Origin of the sequence: Pseudomonas guineae, assembly GCF_900113745.1 — a bacterium.
GTDB lineage: Bacteria > Pseudomonadota > Gammaproteobacteria > Pseudomonadales > Pseudomonadaceae > Aquipseudomonas > Aquipseudomonas guineae.
The window spans coordinates 120004-135770 of the sequence record NZ_FOQL01000004.1 but is presented as its reverse complement, the minus strand read 5'-3'; the positions used below and the strand labels follow the sequence as shown (position 1 = coordinate 135770).

The window sequence follows — 15767 nt, the reverse complement described above, 5'->3', positions numbered from 1 at the left end:
TAGATTCCGATCGAAACTATTACTCATGGCGCGCTAACCTCAGCCGCCACGGGCGGAGCATATTCGGCTTTCAACTGACCGTTCTCATCCAGCAGCCAGGCATCAATCACCTGCTTGACCACGGGTGCGGCAACCCCGGAGCCTGACTCACCGTTTTCCACCATCACCGACACGGCGATTTGCGGGTTATCAACAGGGGCAAACGCTACGAACAAGGCATGGTCGCGATGACGCTCGGCCACCTTGCTGCGGTCGTACTTCTCGCCTTGCTTGATCGCCACCACCTGGGCAGTACCGCTTTTGCCGGCAATCCTATACAGCGCCGCATCACCAACCTTACGCGCGGTACCACGCGGGCCGTGCATCACCTGCTCCATGCCGTGGCGGCCGTTATCCCAGAATTTCGGATCACGCAGGACGATATCCGGCAGCGGATTAGGGTCGACAGGTACGCGCCCCTGAATACTCTTGGCCAAGTGCGGACGAATCCACTTGCCACGCGTCGCCATCAGCGTGGTGGCCTGCGCCAGTTGCAGCGGGGTGGTCTGCATATAACCCTGCCCAATGCCCAAGATCAGCGTCTCGCCCGGATACCAGGCCTGACGGTAGCGCGCGCGCTTCCAGTCACGCGAAGGCATCAAGCCGGCGGTTTCTTCAAACATGTCCAGCGACACACGCTGACCCAGACCGAAACGGCTCATGTAGTCATGCAGGCGGTCGATGCCCATCTTGTGCGCCAACGAGTAGAAGTAGGTGTCGTTGGAGCGCGAGATGGCCAGATCCATGTCGACCCAACCATCACCACTGCGATTCCAGTTACGGTACTTATGCTGCAAATTGGGTAGTTGGTAATAACCCGGGTCGAATACCCGCGTCTGCGCGGTTACCACGCCTGAGTCCAGGCCAGACACCGCGACCATCGGCTTGATCGTTGAGCCTGGCGGATAAAGACCGCGCAAGACACGGTTGTACAGCGGCCGATCAATCGAGTCGCGCAAATCGGCATAGGCCTTGAAACCGATGCCCGTCACAAACGGATTAGGATCGAAACTCGGCTGACTGACCATCGCCAGCACCTCGCCGGTTTGCGGCTGAATCGCCACAATCGCACCGCGTCGCCCCGCCAGAGCGGCCTCGGCGGCCTCCTGCAAGCGGATATCCAGGCTCAGCACAATGTCCTTGCCGGGGGTCGGATCAGTGCGCTTGAGCACGCGCAACACACGGCCGCGGGCGTTAGTCTCGACTTCCTCGTACCCCACCTCGCCGTGCAGCTCGTCTTCGTAGAAGCGCTCGATACCGGTCTTACCGATATGGTGAGTGCCACTGTAGGACACCGGGTCGAGCGTTTTCAGCTCTTTCTCGTTAATCCGCCCGACATAGCCAACCGAGTGGGCGAAATGCTCGCCCAGTGGATAATGGCGCACCAATTGCGCAGCGACCTCGACCCCCGGCAAACGGAACTGGTTAACCGCCACGCGAGCGATCTGCTCTTCGCTTAGCTCAAACAGCACCGGCACCGGTTCGAAAGGCCGCCGCCCCTGACGCACACGCCGCTCGAACAGCACGCGTTCATCCGGGCCCAACTCCAGCACCTCGACTATTACATCGAGCACCTGCGTCCAATCACCGGCACGTTCGCGGGTCAGGGTCAGGCTGAAACTAGGTCGGTTGTCGGCGATGATCACGCCGTTACGGTCATAAATCAGCCCGCGATTCGGCGGAATCGGCTGTACATGAATACGGTTATTTTCCGCCAAGGTGGTGTGGTGCTCGAACTGCACCACTTGCAGGTAATACAGGCGCGTCAGTAACACCGAAGTCAGCAGCAAAACCAACACAGCACCGACCACCGCCCGCTTGCGGATCAGGCGGCCGTCTTTCTCGTGGTCTTTAAGGCGGATAGGCTGCGGCATCGGTGGCTGCTGATTATCTGTGGGAAATCATTTGTGGTAGGGGTGGCCGGACAACACAGTCCAGGCGCGGTACATCTGCTCGCCAATCAGAATACGCACCAAGGGATGCGGCAGGGTCAGCGGCGACAACGACCAGCGCTGCTCACTGCGCGCCTGCACCTCGGGCGCCAGCCCTTCCGGGCCGCCGACCATGAGGTTGACGGTACGTGCATCCAGGCGCCACTTGTCCAGCTCGACCGCCAGTTGCTCGGTACTCCAAGGTCGCCCTTCGACTTCCAGGGTGACAATCCGTTCCCCTGGCTGCACCTTGCTCAGCATGGCCTCGCCTTCCTGGCGGATCATCCGCGCCACATCGGCATTTTTACCGCGGGTGGTCAACGGAACCTCCACGAGCTCTAAGGACAGCTCGCTGGGCATGCGCTTGGCGTATTCTTGCCAGCCGTCTTCAACCCAACGCGGCATCCGCGAGCCGACGGCGATCAGTTTAATCCGCACCGCTGCGCGTCCTTATTCCTGCTCTGGGCTCGGCTCGGCGCTAAACTGCGCGCGACTCTGCTCGGCACCCTGCCACAGACGCTCAAGGTCGTAGAACTGGCGGGCAGTCGGCAGCATAACGTGCACCACGATGTCGCCGAGGTCGAGCAATGCCCACTCGCCGGTATCCATGCCTTCGGTGCCGATCGGGCGCACGCCCTGCTCTTTTACTTTCTCCAACACGTTGTCGATCAGCGACTTAACGTGACGGCTCGACGTGCCGCTGGCGATCAGCATGAAATCGGTGATGCTGGTTTTGCCACGCACATCGATGGTGGTGATGTCCTGCGCTTTGATTTCTTCTAGAGCTGCGATAGCCAGTTTGACCAGGTCTTCGCTCGGCATGATTTTTTTTGCGTTCGTCATAAGTAACTCGTTTGCCTCGTGTTCAATTCGCGCCACGGTACAGTCCGTGCGCATGGATATAGGCCAGTACCGCGTCAGGCACTAAAAAGCGTGCCGACTTTCCGCTCGCCAGTAGCGCGCGGATCTGGGTGGCCGACACCGCCAAGGGTGTCTGCCAGATAAAAGCAATTTGCCCACTCGGCCCACTCAGGGCCGAAGGGTCACTCACACTGCGCGCGGCCAACAGGTTGCGCAGCGCTTCGGGCGCCTCACTGTCGGCATCCGGACGCTGCAACACCAAGATATGGCAATGCTCCAACAACTCATCCCAGCGCTGCCAACCGGGCAAGCCACAGAAGGCATCCCAGCCCAGGATGAGCAACAACTGATCATCGTCCGCCAACTCAGCGCGCAATGACTCCAACGTATCAATACTGTAGGACGGCTTGTCGCGTTTCAGCTCGCGATCATCCACCTGCAGCACAGCGGCACCCGCAAGCGCCAGTTCAACCATGGCCAGGCGATCCATCGCACTGACCTGCGGTGCGCTGCGGTGCGGCGGCCGCGCACTGGGTATCAGGCGTAGCTCATCCAATAACAACACCTCGGCGACTTCCACGGCGCTGCGCAAATGACCAATATGCACCGGATCAAAGGTGCCACCGAGCACACCGATGCGGCGGGCGTCGGTATGCCGAGCGCCGTCGCGGCGGGCCATCAGGTACGGATATGCCCGTCGCCGAACACCACATACTTCTCACTGGTCAGGCCATCCAGGCCGACCGGACCGCGGGCATGTAACTTGTCCGTGGAGATACCGATTTCCGCGCCCAAGCCGTACTCGAAGCCATCGGCGAAGCGGGTCGAGGCATTGACCATCACCGAAGCGGAATCCACCTCGGTAAGGAAACGCCGCGCATCGCTGAAGTTCTCGGTAATGATCGAGTCGGTGTGCTTGGAGCCGTAGTGGTTGATGTGCTCAATCGCTGCGTCCAGCGAATCAACGATACGAACCGCTAGGATCGGCGCGTTGTACTCGGCGAACCAGTCGTCTTCGCTCGCCTCCAGCACATCACTGCCCAGCAATGCGCGGGTCGCAGCATCGCCACGCAATTCAACGCCTTTGTCGCGGTAAATGGCGGCCAGCGGTGGCAACACCTTGGCGGCAACGGCGCTATGCACCAGCAAGGTTTCCATGGCGTTGCACGGCGAGTAGCGCTGAGTCTTGGAGTTATCGGCAACCCGAATCGCCTTATCGAGATCAGCGGCGACGTCGATGTAAACGTGGCACACGCCATCCAGATGCTTAATCACCGGCACCTTGGCATCACGACTGATGCGCTCGATTAAGCCCTTGCCGCCACGCGGCACGATCACGTCAACGAACTCAGGCATGGTGATCAGCGCACCGACAGCCGCGCGGTCAGTGGTCTCCACCACTTGCACGGCGCTGGCTGGCAAGCCGGCCTCGCTCAAACCAAGCTGAATGCAGCGGGCAATCGCCTGATTCGAATGAATCGCCTCCGAGCCGCCACGCAGGATGGCCGCATTACCAGATTTCAGGCACAGGCTGGCGGCATCGATGGTCACGTTTGGCCGCGATTCATAAATGATGCCGATCACGCCAAGCGGCACACGCATCTTGCCGACCTGAATGCCGGACGGCAGGAAGCGCATGTCACGGATCTCACCAATAGGGTCTGGCAGCGTGGCGACCTGACGCAGGCCTTCAATCATGCTGTCGATCACCACCGGGGTCAGCGCCAGACGATCAACCATGGCCGGCTCCAGACCGCTGGCGCGCGCGGCGGCCAGGTCCAGTTCGTTGGCACTGGCCAGCTCGCTGCGAGCCGCATCCAGCGCGGCAGCAGCGGCCTGCAGGGCACGATTTTTCTGCGCAGTACTGGCGCGCGCGAGCACGCGCGAGGCGCTGCGGGCGGCCTGCCCCAGGCGGGTCATATAGTCGAGCACGGACTCAGTCATAGTCTTGGCGGGTCTGGCGGTTGAAAAAAGTCGCTGAGTATAACGGTCGCGCTGCTCCACGCCCAGCGCTGCGCGGCGGACGGTAGGCGCGAAGCGGCTGACACGCGCACTTTCAGGCACGCTTCATGCGCTTATTGTTACTATCGCCCACCCTATGCACCGCCGAGCAGCCGTGACAGCGCATGCCACACGACCCCAGCCCTAGCTTGCCCTGGCCCGAAAATCGTGCCCTGCCGGCGAGCTTTTTCGACCGCGACGCACGCGTACTGGCCCGCGCGCTGCTCGGCAAGGTGATTCGCCATAAGCACGGCGAGCAATGGCTGAGCGCGCGGATTATTGAAACCGAAGCCTATTACCTGAGCGAGAAAGGCAGCCACGCATCTCTCGGCTATACCCACAAACGCCGAGCGTTGTTTATGGAGGGCGGGCACATTTATATGTACTACGCGCGCGGCGGTGATTCGCTGAATTTCAGCGCTCAGGGGCCAGGCAATGCGGTGCTGATCAAATCCGCCTACCCATGGCAGGACACGCACAGCGGCGCGGATGCAGTGGCGCAGATGCAGCGCAACAACCCCGACAGCCAAGGTCGAGCACGCACGCTAGACAAGTTGTGCAATGGCCAAACCCTGCTGTGCAAAGCCCTCGGCCTGAAAGTGCCCGACTGGGACGCACAGCCCTTCGATGAGCAGCGCTTGTTTGTTGAAGACCTCGACCAACGCCCCGCACACGTCGTGCAATGCATGCGTCTGGGCATCCCCCAGGGCCGCGACGAACAACTGCCCTACCGTTTTGTCGATGCCGACTTTGCCCGCCATTGCACACGTAACCCACTGCGCCGCGGACAAATAGCCGGCCAGGATTATCACTTACTCAGCCGCACGGACAATCATCGATGAGCCACTGGTTCGACACCCTGACCCTCTGGCTAAGCGCCAACCCGCAATGGCTGGGCCTGGCAATTTTTCTGCTCGCCTGCCTCGAATGCCTGGCGATTGTCGGCCTGTTGGTGCCCGGCACCGTGCTGCTGTTCGCGGTGGCCGCACTGGCGGGCAACGGCGCACTCGGCCTGAGCGAAACCCTGCTGCTAGCCTTTTCCGGCGGCATGCTGGGCGACTGCCTGTCCTATGCGCTGGGGCGTTATTTTCATCAGGACATCGGCCGCTTACCGATACTGCGCAATCACCCGCAATGGCTGAGTAGCGCGCACAGTTATTTCCTGCGCTACGGCGTCACCAGCCTGCTGATCGGTCGTTTTATCGGCCCGCTACGCCCTATGCTGCCGATGATAGCCGGCATGTTCGACATGCCCTTCGCGCGCTTTTTTATCGTCAGCCTGCTGGCAGGGGCCGGCTGGTCAGTCGCCTACATGCTGCCTGGCTGGGCTACTGGCGCGGCGCTGCGCCTGCCACTGCCGGAAGGCTTCTGGACGGAGGCCGGTGCCATTGCGGCCGGCGTTGCGCTGGTGGTCGGCGTCAGCGTACAAGGCAGCTTGCGCGGCGTGCGCCATACCAGCTTGCTGACGGCGGTTGCGTGCCTGGCGCTGCTGATCGGCCTGATGCTCAGCTGGCCACACCTCAGCCCGCTCGACCAAGGTTTGCTGAGCCTGGTTCAGGAGCATCGCGCCCCCGCACTGGATACGCTGATGGTGCTGATTACCCGCCTCGGCGATCTGACCACGCAACTGGCAGCGGCTTTACTGCTGTGCCTGGCACTGCTGGCAACGCGGCAATGGCGAACCCTGTGCCTGGCCATTGGCACCCTGCTTGGCACGGCCTTAGCCAACAGCGCGCTAAAGACGTTGTTCGCCCGCAGCCGCCCCGATGTGCTGCTTGAGCCCCTGAGTAGCTTTAGCTTTCCCAGCGGCCACAGCTCGGCAGCGTTTGCCTTCTTTTTGCTGCTCGGTGTGCTGGCGGGGCGCGGACAACCGCCGCGCATGCGTCTGACCTGGATGCTACTGGCAAGCTTTCCCGCTGCCGCGATTGCCGGCTCAAGGATTTACCTAGGGGTGCATTGGCCCAGCGACATCATCGCCGGCGCCATCCTGGCGGCCTGCATCTGCGCCCTGAGCCTGACGCTGGCGCAATGGCGCACGGCGCTGCCGGCCCTGCCTGAAAAGACCTGGTGGCTGTTGCTACCCGCGATTATCGCCCTACTGGGCGGCATCACCACCTGGCAGCTGTCCGCCGGGCTGCAGCTTTACCGTTACTGACGCTCGCCCTGCAACTGTTCAAGCAGTTGCTGCAACAGCTCCAAGCGTAACGGTGCATCGGCGGTTTCGAGCAGCGTCAGCTTTTGCTCAACGTCCAACGGCAACAGGTAGGCCAGTTGGTTAGCCAACGCATCCTGGCCGGCCGGCTCGTTCGACATGCCCAACGACGCCACCAGCGGATGCGCGTTTAGCGCCTCCAGCAAGGCAGCCAGGTCGGCATGCTCAGTGGTCAGCGGCTGCTCAGGCGGCTCGTCCAGCCATTCGACCTCAGCTACAGTCAGCTGATCCGACAGCAGCTGAGCACGCTGCACCCGAAAGCGCCGGCCACCCTCAACACGAATCCCCAGTAGCCCATTGGGCCGTTGCTGGAAGTCGCGAATCAACGCTTCGCAGCCGACTGCCGAGAACTGCCCAGCAGCCTCGCCCACCTCGGCGCCATCGATTATGCAGACCACGCCAAAACCTTGGCCCTGCTTCATGCAGCGGCTAACCATGTCCAGGTAACGCGCTTCGAATACCTGCAAATCCAGCATGCAGCCGGGAAACAACACGGTATTCAGTGGAAATAACGGCAAAGTCACAGGCATCTCCTTATAGCCACAACAAAATAGCCAGCGGCAGCAATACGGCTGTGAATACGCCCATCAGGCTCATTGCCAAGGCGGCAAACGCACCACACTCCTCACCCTCCTGCAGCGCTCGCGCCGTGCCGACCGCATGCGCGGTCAAACCCAAGGCCATGCCCAGCGCCGCAGGATGCTGCACGCCAAATCGCTTGAGCAATGAAGGCCCAACAATCGCACCGATGATCCCGGTGATCATCACGAACACCGCTGCCAACGCCGCAATGCCTCCAATCTGACTGGCCACCAGCATGGCAATCGGCGAGGTCACCGACTTGGGCGCCATGCTCATCAGCATGATGTGTTCCGCGCCAAAGGCCCAGGCCAGGGTCACCCCCAGCACCGTAGCGACCACCCCGGCCAACAGCAGCGTGATAAAGGTGGGCCAGAACAGCTGACGAATCCGCCGTAAGTTAACAAACAGCGGCACTGCCAACGCCACCGTAGTCGGCCCAAGGAACAACGTTAGTGCGGCGGCGCTGTCTTTGTACTCGGCGAACGTCAGGCCGCAGGCCAGGAGAATACCGATCACCGTAAGCATCGACACCAGCACCGGCTGCAGAAATACCCAGCGGGTCTTTTCGTACACAGCCATTGCCAGCTGGTAAGCCCCTAAGGTGATACCGACACCAAACAGCGGATGGTGAATTAACGCCTGCCAGGCTGAGCTCCACTCCACAGTCATGCACCCTTGCGACGTTGCTGGCGATCGATCAGCCGCTGCATCAGCCAGCCGGCGAACACAATCGAGAGCAACAGTGACAACAATAGCGCACCGGCAATCGCCCAAAAGTCGGCAGAAATGGCCTCGGCATAAGCCATCACCCCTACCGCCGGCGGCACCAACAGTAGTGGCAGGTATTTCAGCAGGCTGCCGGCGGCTTCGCGCAGCGGCTCACCCACTTCACCGCGTAACAAAAGAAAAGCAAACAGCAGCAGCATGCCGATAATCGGCCCAGGCAGCATCGGGATTAGCAAAACATTCAGCGCCGTGCCAAGCAACTGGCACAGCACCAGCCAGAAAAGGCCGCGTAACAACATGACGGGTAATCTCCGAATCGTATGATCCTAGGCGTAATGCCGCGCATTATAAGCAAAAGCCCCCTCTAAAGGCCGGCTTACAGCAGTTGCGCGGGATAAACCGCGGCCTGCAGCCGCGCCACAATAGCCACTTGACCCAGTGGCAAACCCATGATGATCTTAGGACAGAAGGATTTACGCCCCCAAAAAAAACAACACTCGCGTCTTCAAGGAGAAACCATGACATCAGTACCCGCCGCCGAACTGTCCAGCTACATCGGCAAAGAACTTGGCCGCTCCGACTGGCTGACCATCGACCAAGAACGCATCAACCAGTTTGCTGAGTGCACTGGCGACCACCAGTTCATCCACATCGATCCGGAAAAAGCCAAACTCACCCCTTTCGGCACCACCATCGCCCACGGTTTTCTCTCGCTGTCACTGGTGCCCAAGCTGATGGAAGGCATCATGATCATGCCCACCGGGCTGAAGATGGCCGTTAACTATGGCCTAGATAGCGTGCGCTTTATCCAGCCGGTAAAAGTCAATTCCAAGGTGCGCCTGGTCGCCACACTGACCGCAGTTACGGAAAAAAATCCGGGCCAGTGGCTGCTAAAAGCCAAGGTTGTGCTGGAAATCGAAGGATCGGAAAAACCTGCCTACATTGCTGAGCCGCTGACCCTCTGCTTCGTCTGAAGCACAGCGTCAGCAATGGCGCACCGCCAGTGGCGAGTGCGCCTTTTTTATGCATGAGTATTTTCATAGCGCTCTATCACGGCACGCACAGCGGTTTAAGGCATACTCAAAGCGACACTACAGCCCGGACCTTCTGCATGCGCTGCCTTTCCTTCTTGGCTCCCTTAGGCCTTGCTCTACTGCTTGTCGCCTGTGGCGATGGCGAACCGCTGCTGCCCGCCAATGCGCTGCTGCCCGATGGTGGCCGCTACCGCGGCGAGGTGCTTGACGGTCTGCTGCAGGGCCCAGGGCGCTTGGATTACAGCGACGGCCGTTATTACCAAGGGACGTTTAAGGATGGTCAATTCAACGGCCCCGGTGGATGGCACAGTGCACAGGGCGAGGTGTATACCGGCGAATTTAAGGGCGGCAATTTCCATGGCCAGGGCAGCCTCACTTACAGCGATGGCAGCCGCTATGTCGGCGGCTTTGCCAACGGCATGCCCAGCGGCGAAGGCCACCTCAAAAGCAGCGAGCTGGAATATCGCGGCGAATTCAGCAACGGCCTTTACAGCGGCCTGGGCTCGTTGCAGTGGCGCAATGGAGAACGTTTCCAGGGCCAGTTCCGCAAAGGTCAGCCCCACGGCCAAGGTGTACTGGGCGACGCTGAAGGTAATGAGTACGTCGGCACCTTCGACAACCAGCAACTCAATGGCCAGGGCAGTTTCAAGAACCTTGGTGGCGATCTCTACAGCGGGGAGTTTCGCGACAACCAATTCCACGGCAAAGGTCGCTTTCAGAGCGCTGATGGTGATGCCTGGAGCGGGCGCTTCGTCAATGGCAGCCTGACCGGTAAAGGTCAATTCAAGGCCGTCGACGGTAGTCATTACGCAGGCCAGTTTCGTGACTGGAACTACCATGGTGAAGGCCGCTTGAGTCTCGCCGACGGCAGCATTTATCAGGGCCACTTTGCCTACGGTAAATACCACGGCAGCGGCAGCCTGACCCTGGCCGACGGCAGTCAGCAAAGCGGTACCTGGCGGCAAGGTCGACTGATTCGCGATAGCGATGGCCAAGCAGTACCAGACACCTTGGCCATCGGCTTGCTGGAGCAAGGCCGACTGCTCGATGCCGCGATTGCCCAGCTACCCGCCTCGACCCCCGCTATCGAGTTGTACGCGCTGACCCTGGCTGGTGACGGCAAACAGAGCGTGTTTATGCGCGAGGCCGACTACGTAGGTGATCTGCTGCAGAAACGCTTCGCCGCCTATGGCCGGATTACCTTGGTCAATCACCGCGACCACTTGGCGGATCGCCCGCTGGCCACCAGCGCCAGCCTGGGCCGCTCACTGCAAGCCCTGGCGGTGCGCAGCGGGCCAGAGGATCTGATCTTTATCTACCTGACCAGCCATGGCTCCGCGCAACACGAACTGCACCTCAACCAGCCACGCCTGCAGCTCGGCGACCTGCCCGCCAGCGAACTGGCCACCCTGCTGAAACCGCTCAAAGAGCGCTACAAGGTACTGGTGATTTCGGCCTGCTACTCGGGCGGTTTTATCCCCAAGGTGCAGGATGAAAAAACCCTGGTAATCACCGCTGCCCGCGCCGACCGGGTGTCATTTGGCTGCTCGGAGGAAAACGATTTCACTTACTTCGGCCGTGCGTTATTTGCTGAAGCCCTGCAACAGACCGATGACCTGCAGCGTGCCTTCACACTGGCCCAGGCCAGCGTCGCCGCGCGCGAAAAAGCCGATGGCTTCGAGCCGTCCGAACCGCAAATCTGGCCTGCCAAGGCGGTCCTCGCGCAGTGGAACAAGCTGCGTGAGCAGCAAGCGGCGCTCGCTCTCAACACCCCACGCGCAGCGCAACCTGCGATCAATCCATAACCATTACAGCGACCTGCAAGCGCAGAGTGCGCAGTTCCTTCAGCCTGTTAAGCTGATTGATATCAGCGGAGAACCCCACGTTATGTATTTGACGCCCCAGCACATCCTCCTCGCCGGAGCCACCGGCCTGACCGGTGAACACCTGCTGGACCGCCTGCTGAATGAGCCCACAGTCGTCCGCGTACTGGCCCCAAGCCGACGGGCGCTGGCTGCGCATGCACATTTAGAAAACCCACAAGGCGAACTGCTCGCGCTGTTGCCGCAACTCGATGGCAATGTCGATACCGCCTTCTGCTGCCTGGGCACCACGATTAAGCAGGCCGGCTCGCCGGAAGCTTTTCGCGCAGTCGACCACGACTTAGTGATCGCCTTCGCTGCACGCGCACGCGCACTCGGCGCGCGTCATCTGCTGGTGATCAGCGCCCTCGGTGCAGACGCTAATGCCTCAGTGCTCTACAACAAAGTTAAAGGCGAAATGGAACAGGCTCTGCGCGCGCAGGATTGGCCGCAGCTGACCATCGTCCGCCCCTCGCTGCTGCTCGGCGCACGTCAGGAATTTCGCTTGGGCGAACGCCTGGCCGCACCCTTTATGCGCTGGCTGCCGGGCAAATACCGCGGCATCGACGCCACCGTACTGGCGCGCGCCCTGTGGCGCCTGGCCCTGGAAGAAGACGCCGGCACCCGCGTGATTGAATCTGACCAACTGCGCCGTCTCGGCCGCTAACAGAAGAACCCACCTATGAGCACCACCCCGCACGACCTAATCAACGCTTTGAGCAACGCCGACATGCTGGAGATCGACGACTTGCATGCCTGGCAATTTCAGCTCGACGACGAACAGCTCGCGCAACACCTAGCGGGCACACAACCAAGCAGCGAAGCGCCGCTGCTGAACATTGAATGCATGGACGGCCGCGCCCTGCGCAAATGGCACTTCAGCCTGGCCCAGGTGGTGGCTGCCCGCTTCGATGGTGAGGCCGATGCGTGGCGCATTAATGGCACAGCCGGCACTCACCTGATCAAGTGCTTTACCGCCATTAGCGGTGACAACGACGACCTGCCGGACGACGCCAGCAACGACGTCGCGTAAATGCCAAAAAAGGACAACCGCGTGGGCTTCTATGACCGTTACTTACTGCCGCACCTGATCGACTTCGCCTGCGGCATGGGCGCGGTGATGAAAGCCCGCTCGCAACTGGTGCCTCAGGCTCACGGCCGAGTGCTGGAAATTGGTATTGGCAGCGGCCTCAACCTGGCCTTCTATGACTCCAGCAAAGTCAGCGCGATAGTCGGTGTCGACCCCAGCGCCGACATGCAGAAGCTGGCTCAGCAACGTGCCGAAGCGATCAGCATCCCGGTGGAGATGATTGCCCTCGAACTGGGGCAAATCCAGGCGGAGGACGCCAGCTTCGACAGCATTGTCTGCACCTTCACCCTGTGCACCATCCCCGATGCCGTAGCCGCATTGCGCGAGATGCGCCGCGTGCTCAAACCCGGCGGGCGTTTGCTGTTTTGCGAACATGGCCTCGCGCCTGAGTTGCCGGTAGTTCGCTGGCAGAATCGGCTGACGCCTATGTGGAAGCCGTTTTCCGGTGGTTGCCACCTCAACCGCGATATCGCCGCGCTGATCCGCGCCGGCGGCTTTGAAATCGGCGAGCTGAATAACCGCTACCTCAAAGGTCCTAAGCCCATGACCTATATCTACCAAGGCTGGGCTAACTAGGCCGGTGCTTTACAGCCGTTTCCGCCTATGGGCGCTGCACGGTGCTCTTGCGGCGAGGACGCCGTAACCACTGCTGTGAGCCTCAGTTAGCGGGCAGCGCAACGATCACACTGACGCACACACCTGCATGGCTTCGAAAACATCAATGGCAATCGGTTTGCTGAACAAATAACCCTGAAAGTGCTGACAACCGTTCGCCAGCAGCACGTCATGTTGCGCCTGGGTTTCCACCCCCTCAGCGATGGCTTCAAGCCCCAAGCTCTCGGCCAAAGCCAAAATCGCCCGGACGATCGCTAAATTGCTGGAACTGCCGGGTAGATCACGCACAAACGACTGGTCGATCTTCAACTGATCAAGCGGTAACTGCTGCAGATAGGCCATTGATGAATAGCCGGTACCGAAATCATCGATGGAGAAACGAATACCGATGGCCTGCAGGGTTTGCATGCGCACAGCCGCCTCGTTCTTGTCGGTCAGCAACAGCGACTCAGTTATTTCCAGCTTCAAGCGCTGCGGGTTGGCGCCGCTGTCAGCCAAAGCCTGGTGCAATATGTCGATGAAGCCATCCTTAAACAGCAGCCGACTGCTGATATTCACCGCCAGGCTCAACCCGGCCAACCGCGGCTCTAAGGCCCAGCGCGCCAGCAAACTGCAGCCTTGTTTAAGCACGTAGAGATCAAGCTCGGCGATCAACCCGCTGCGCTCGGCAATTTCGATAAAGGTGCCCGGCCCCAGCAAGCCACGCTGCGGATGCTGCCAGCGAACCAGCGCTTCCGCGCCCTGCGACTCACCGTGCTGGTTAATTTGCGTTTGTAGATACAAGACAAATTCGCCGGCAGCCAAGCCTCGGCGCATGTCTTGCTCCAGCTGCAGGCGCTGGCTGACCACCTCCTGCATGCGCGGGTCATAAAAGCTCAAAGTGTCCTTGCCGGCTGATTTGGCGCTGTACATGGACAAGTCAGCGCACTGCATCAGCTCATCCACCGACTGTTGCTCATCATTGAACAACACGGCGCCTAGGCTGGCGCTATTGAAGAAATGCTGGCCATTGACCTCATACGGCTCTCGCAGCGCGAGCATCAGCTTGCTACCGATGTGTTCAACCTGGGAGCCGGCCTCTTCGGCGATGAACTCCAAGCCCTCAAGCATGATGACAAACTCATCGCCACCCAGGCGTGCCACCGTATCCAGCTCACGCACAGCGTGCCTTAAGCGATCTGCGACCTGACACAGCAGCTCATCCCCGACCTGATGCCCATAAACGTCATTAACGTTTTTAAAGTCGTCCAGATCGAGAAAAATCAACGCCGCATACTGGCCCTTCCTGCGACACAGGGCAGTTGCTTGCTCAAGCCGATCGCGCAACAGACGGCGGTTGGGCAGACCGGTCAAGGGGTCATAAAAAGCCAGATGGAGGATTTTCTGTTCGGCATTTTTGCGTTCACTGATATCCATCAACGATGCCACGTAGTTAGTCACCAGCCCTTGCTCATCATGCACGGCACCAATGGTTAACCACTCAGGGAAAACCTCGCCGCACTTGCGCCGATTCCATATTTCCCCCTCCCACAACCCGGTTTCTTGCAGGCTGCGCCACATGGCCTGATAGAACTCAGGGCCTTGGCGCCCCGAACCGAGCATGCGCGTGGGCTGCCCAACGACGTCCTCCAGGCTGTAGCCAGATATCTCGCTAAATGCACGGTTGGCTTTGAGGATCCGCGTACTGGCATCGGTAATCAGCATGCCCTGCGGCGACTCAAAGGCAATGGCGGCGATGCGCCGATCCAACTCAAGGGCGACCCGCTCGGTAATGTCGCGCGCCATAAAAACCAGGGCCCGCTTGCCATTCACCTTAATATCCAGACGCCGCGCACGGCCTTCAAAGACCCGCCGACCGGCCGGTGTTTGCATGTCATATTCAATGGTTTGCGCCTGGTCACTGGCTAGGGTTCGCCCAATCAACTGCATAAAAAGCTCGGCCTGACTGGTTGGCAGCACATCTGCCATAAGCCGACCCAGCAAACATTCACCCTCGGAAAACAGCAGGGTGCTGTCGGGGGACTTGATCTTCACATAGCGGCCATCCTCATCCAGCACCATGGACAGGTCAGGCACCGCCTCGGTAATGGCCTGCAACTGCGCCTCACTCTGGCGCAGCGCTTCACGATCACGCTTCTGCCGGCGAATATCCTTCAGCAGATAACCGAGTACCAAGGTCGAGGGGATCAAGACCAAGACCAGGGGCCACAACGCAAATGCATATTGCTGGGACGCGGCGAACTGGTCAGATGCCAACACGGTCAGAATGGCGACCTGCAAGCCCTGTACAAGCCCGGCAAAGACCAAAAGCGAGAGAAAAGTGAATGGCACGCGGCCAGACATGTGCAGGCGGCGATAAGCCAGCCCCATGAGCACTGGCATCAGGATGTTGAGCAGCCCTGGCATCGCGCCCACACCGCCAAGCCACAAGCGATAAACCCCGGCGATAGCACCGGCGATCAACCCCACCAGCGGCCCACAGAAGAAGGCCGCCATGCTCAGCACCACGGTGCGACCATCGAAGATCAAGCCTTGCTCAAGCGTGAGCGGAAATGTCATGCCAATTACACAGGCCGCGCCAAACAATGCGCCGGAAAACAGCTTGCCGGTGGTCGAACGCTCATCTAGGTAACGTGTAATCAAGCCATGCATCCAGCACAGGGTAATCAGCAGGGTGGCATTCTTGATCAGTTCCAGGAGCATTCAGTTATCCAGACAGCAAATATAGGCGGGGGAAATTGGCGGGGCTTAACCATAAATGATAACAACTCAGCATAACTCACGAATGAGTAATGCTTTAGGTACGCAGCCCAC

At 60.1% G+C, this 15767-nt stretch carries 16 protein-coding genes; 7 read left to right on the top strand and 9 right to left on the bottom strand.

What is annotated here, in order from left to right; all coding sequences use genetic code 11:
* Positions 1–23: 23 nt before the first annotated feature.
* The 5 genes from mrdA to BMZ32_RS14820 are packed head-to-tail and all read right to left on the bottom strand — an operon-like array spanning position 24 to position 4775.
* Complete coding sequence (gene mrdA, locus BMZ32_RS14840; RefSeq protein WP_090243328.1) at positions 24–1913, bottom strand: penicillin-binding protein 2; 1890 nt, start codon at positions 1911–1913, stop codon at positions 24–26.
* Between the two features lie 27 nt (positions 1914–1940).
* Complete coding sequence (rlmH, locus tag BMZ32_RS14835) at positions 1941–2408, bottom strand: 23S rRNA (pseudouridine(1915)-N(3))-methyltransferase RlmH (protein WP_090243326.1); 468 nt, start codon at positions 2406–2408, stop codon at positions 1941–1943.
* A gap of 12 nt (positions 2409–2420) precedes the next feature.
* A complete protein-coding gene (gene rsfS / locus BMZ32_RS14830; protein WP_090243893.1) occupies positions 2421–2792 on the bottom strand; it encodes a ribosome silencing factor in 372 nt (123 codons plus the stop codon).
* A gap of 43 nt (positions 2793–2835) precedes the next feature.
* Positions 2836–3510 (bottom strand): nicotinate-nucleotide adenylyltransferase, encoded by a 675-nt coding sequence (gene nadD / locus BMZ32_RS14825; RefSeq protein ID WP_090243324.1) that lies wholly within the window; start codon positions 3508–3510, stop codon positions 2836–2838.
* Complete coding sequence (locus BMZ32_RS14820) at positions 3510–4775, bottom strand: glutamate-5-semialdehyde dehydrogenase (RefSeq protein ID WP_090243891.1); 1266 nt, start codon at positions 4773–4775, stop codon at positions 3510–3512. The genes nadD and BMZ32_RS14820 overlap by 1 nt, the downstream gene beginning before the upstream one ends.
* A 182-nt stretch (positions 4776–4957) precedes the next feature.
* Here BMZ32_RS14820 and BMZ32_RS14815 point away from each other — a divergent pair, with 182 nt between their 5' ends.
* Positions 4958–5674: a DNA-3-methyladenine glycosylase gene (locus tag BMZ32_RS14815; RefSeq protein WP_090243322.1), complete on the top strand. Its 717-nt coding sequence runs from the start codon at positions 4958–4960 to the stop codon at positions 5672–5674.
* Positions 5671–6987, top strand: a complete 1317-nt coding sequence (locus tag BMZ32_RS14810; protein WP_090243320.1) for a bifunctional DedA family/phosphatase PAP2 family protein — start codon at positions 5671–5673, stop codon at positions 6985–6987. Before BMZ32_RS14815 ends, BMZ32_RS14810 begins: the two co-directional genes overlap by 4 nt.
* Here the strand turns inward: BMZ32_RS14810 and BMZ32_RS14805 are convergent.
* Genes BMZ32_RS14805 through BMZ32_RS14795 form a run of 3 tightly spaced genes read right to left on the bottom strand, consistent with a single transcriptional unit; the run spans position 6981 to position 8651 of the window.
* Positions 6981–7568, bottom strand: coding sequence for an LON peptidase substrate-binding domain-containing protein (locus tag BMZ32_RS14805; RefSeq protein ID WP_090243318.1), 588 nt, complete (start codon positions 7566–7568; stop codon positions 6981–6983). The two genes, BMZ32_RS14810 and BMZ32_RS14805, sit on opposite strands and share 7 nt — an antisense overlap.
* A gap of 10 nt (positions 7569–7578) precedes the next feature.
* Positions 7579–8295 (bottom strand): LrgB family protein, encoded by a 717-nt coding sequence (locus BMZ32_RS14800; RefSeq protein ID WP_423815437.1) that lies wholly within the window; start codon positions 8293–8295, stop codon positions 7579–7581.
* Positions 8292–8651, bottom strand: coding sequence for a CidA/LrgA family protein (locus BMZ32_RS14795; protein WP_090243317.1), 360 nt, complete (start codon positions 8649–8651; stop codon positions 8292–8294). Before BMZ32_RS14795 ends, BMZ32_RS14800 begins: the two co-directional genes overlap by 4 nt.
* A 219-nt stretch (positions 8652–8870) precedes the next feature.
* Between BMZ32_RS14795 and BMZ32_RS14790 the strand changes: the two genes are divergently transcribed.
* The 5 genes from BMZ32_RS14790 to BMZ32_RS14770 all read left to right on the top strand — a co-directional run bounded on the left by BMZ32_RS14790 (position 8871) and on the right by BMZ32_RS14770 (position 12914).
* Positions 8871–9326: a MaoC family dehydratase gene (locus BMZ32_RS14790; protein ID WP_090243314.1), complete on the top strand. Its 456-nt coding sequence runs from the start codon at positions 8871–8873 to the stop codon at positions 9324–9326.
* Between the two features lie 137 nt (positions 9327–9463).
* On the top strand, positions 9464–11191 hold the full coding sequence (locus BMZ32_RS14785) for a C13 family peptidase (RefSeq protein ID WP_090243312.1): 1728 nt from the start codon (positions 9464–9466) through the stop codon (positions 11189–11191).
* Between the two features lie 82 nt (positions 11192–11273).
* Entirely contained in the window at positions 11274–11915 is a 642-nt protein-coding gene (locus BMZ32_RS14780) for an NAD(P)H-binding protein (RefSeq protein WP_090243310.1), read from the top strand.
* A 15-nt stretch (positions 11916–11930) separates the two neighbouring features.
* Positions 11931–12281 carry a DUF5629 family protein gene (locus BMZ32_RS14775; RefSeq protein WP_090243307.1) on the top strand — a complete coding sequence of 117 codons (351 nt, stop codon included), beginning with the start codon at positions 11931–11933 and terminating at the stop codon, positions 12279–12281.
* A 21-nt stretch (positions 12282–12302) separates the two neighbouring features.
* Positions 12303–12914, top strand: a complete 612-nt coding sequence (locus tag BMZ32_RS14770; protein WP_090243887.1) for a class I SAM-dependent methyltransferase — start codon at positions 12303–12305, stop codon at positions 12912–12914.
* A gap of 105 nt (positions 12915–13019) precedes the next feature.
* Here BMZ32_RS14770 and BMZ32_RS14765 read toward each other — a convergent pair whose 3' ends face one another.
* On the bottom strand, positions 13020–15656 hold the full coding sequence (locus BMZ32_RS14765) for an EAL domain-containing protein (protein ID WP_090243305.1): 2637 nt from the start codon (positions 15654–15656) through the stop codon (positions 13020–13022).
* Between the last annotated feature and the right edge of the window lie 111 nt (positions 15657–15767).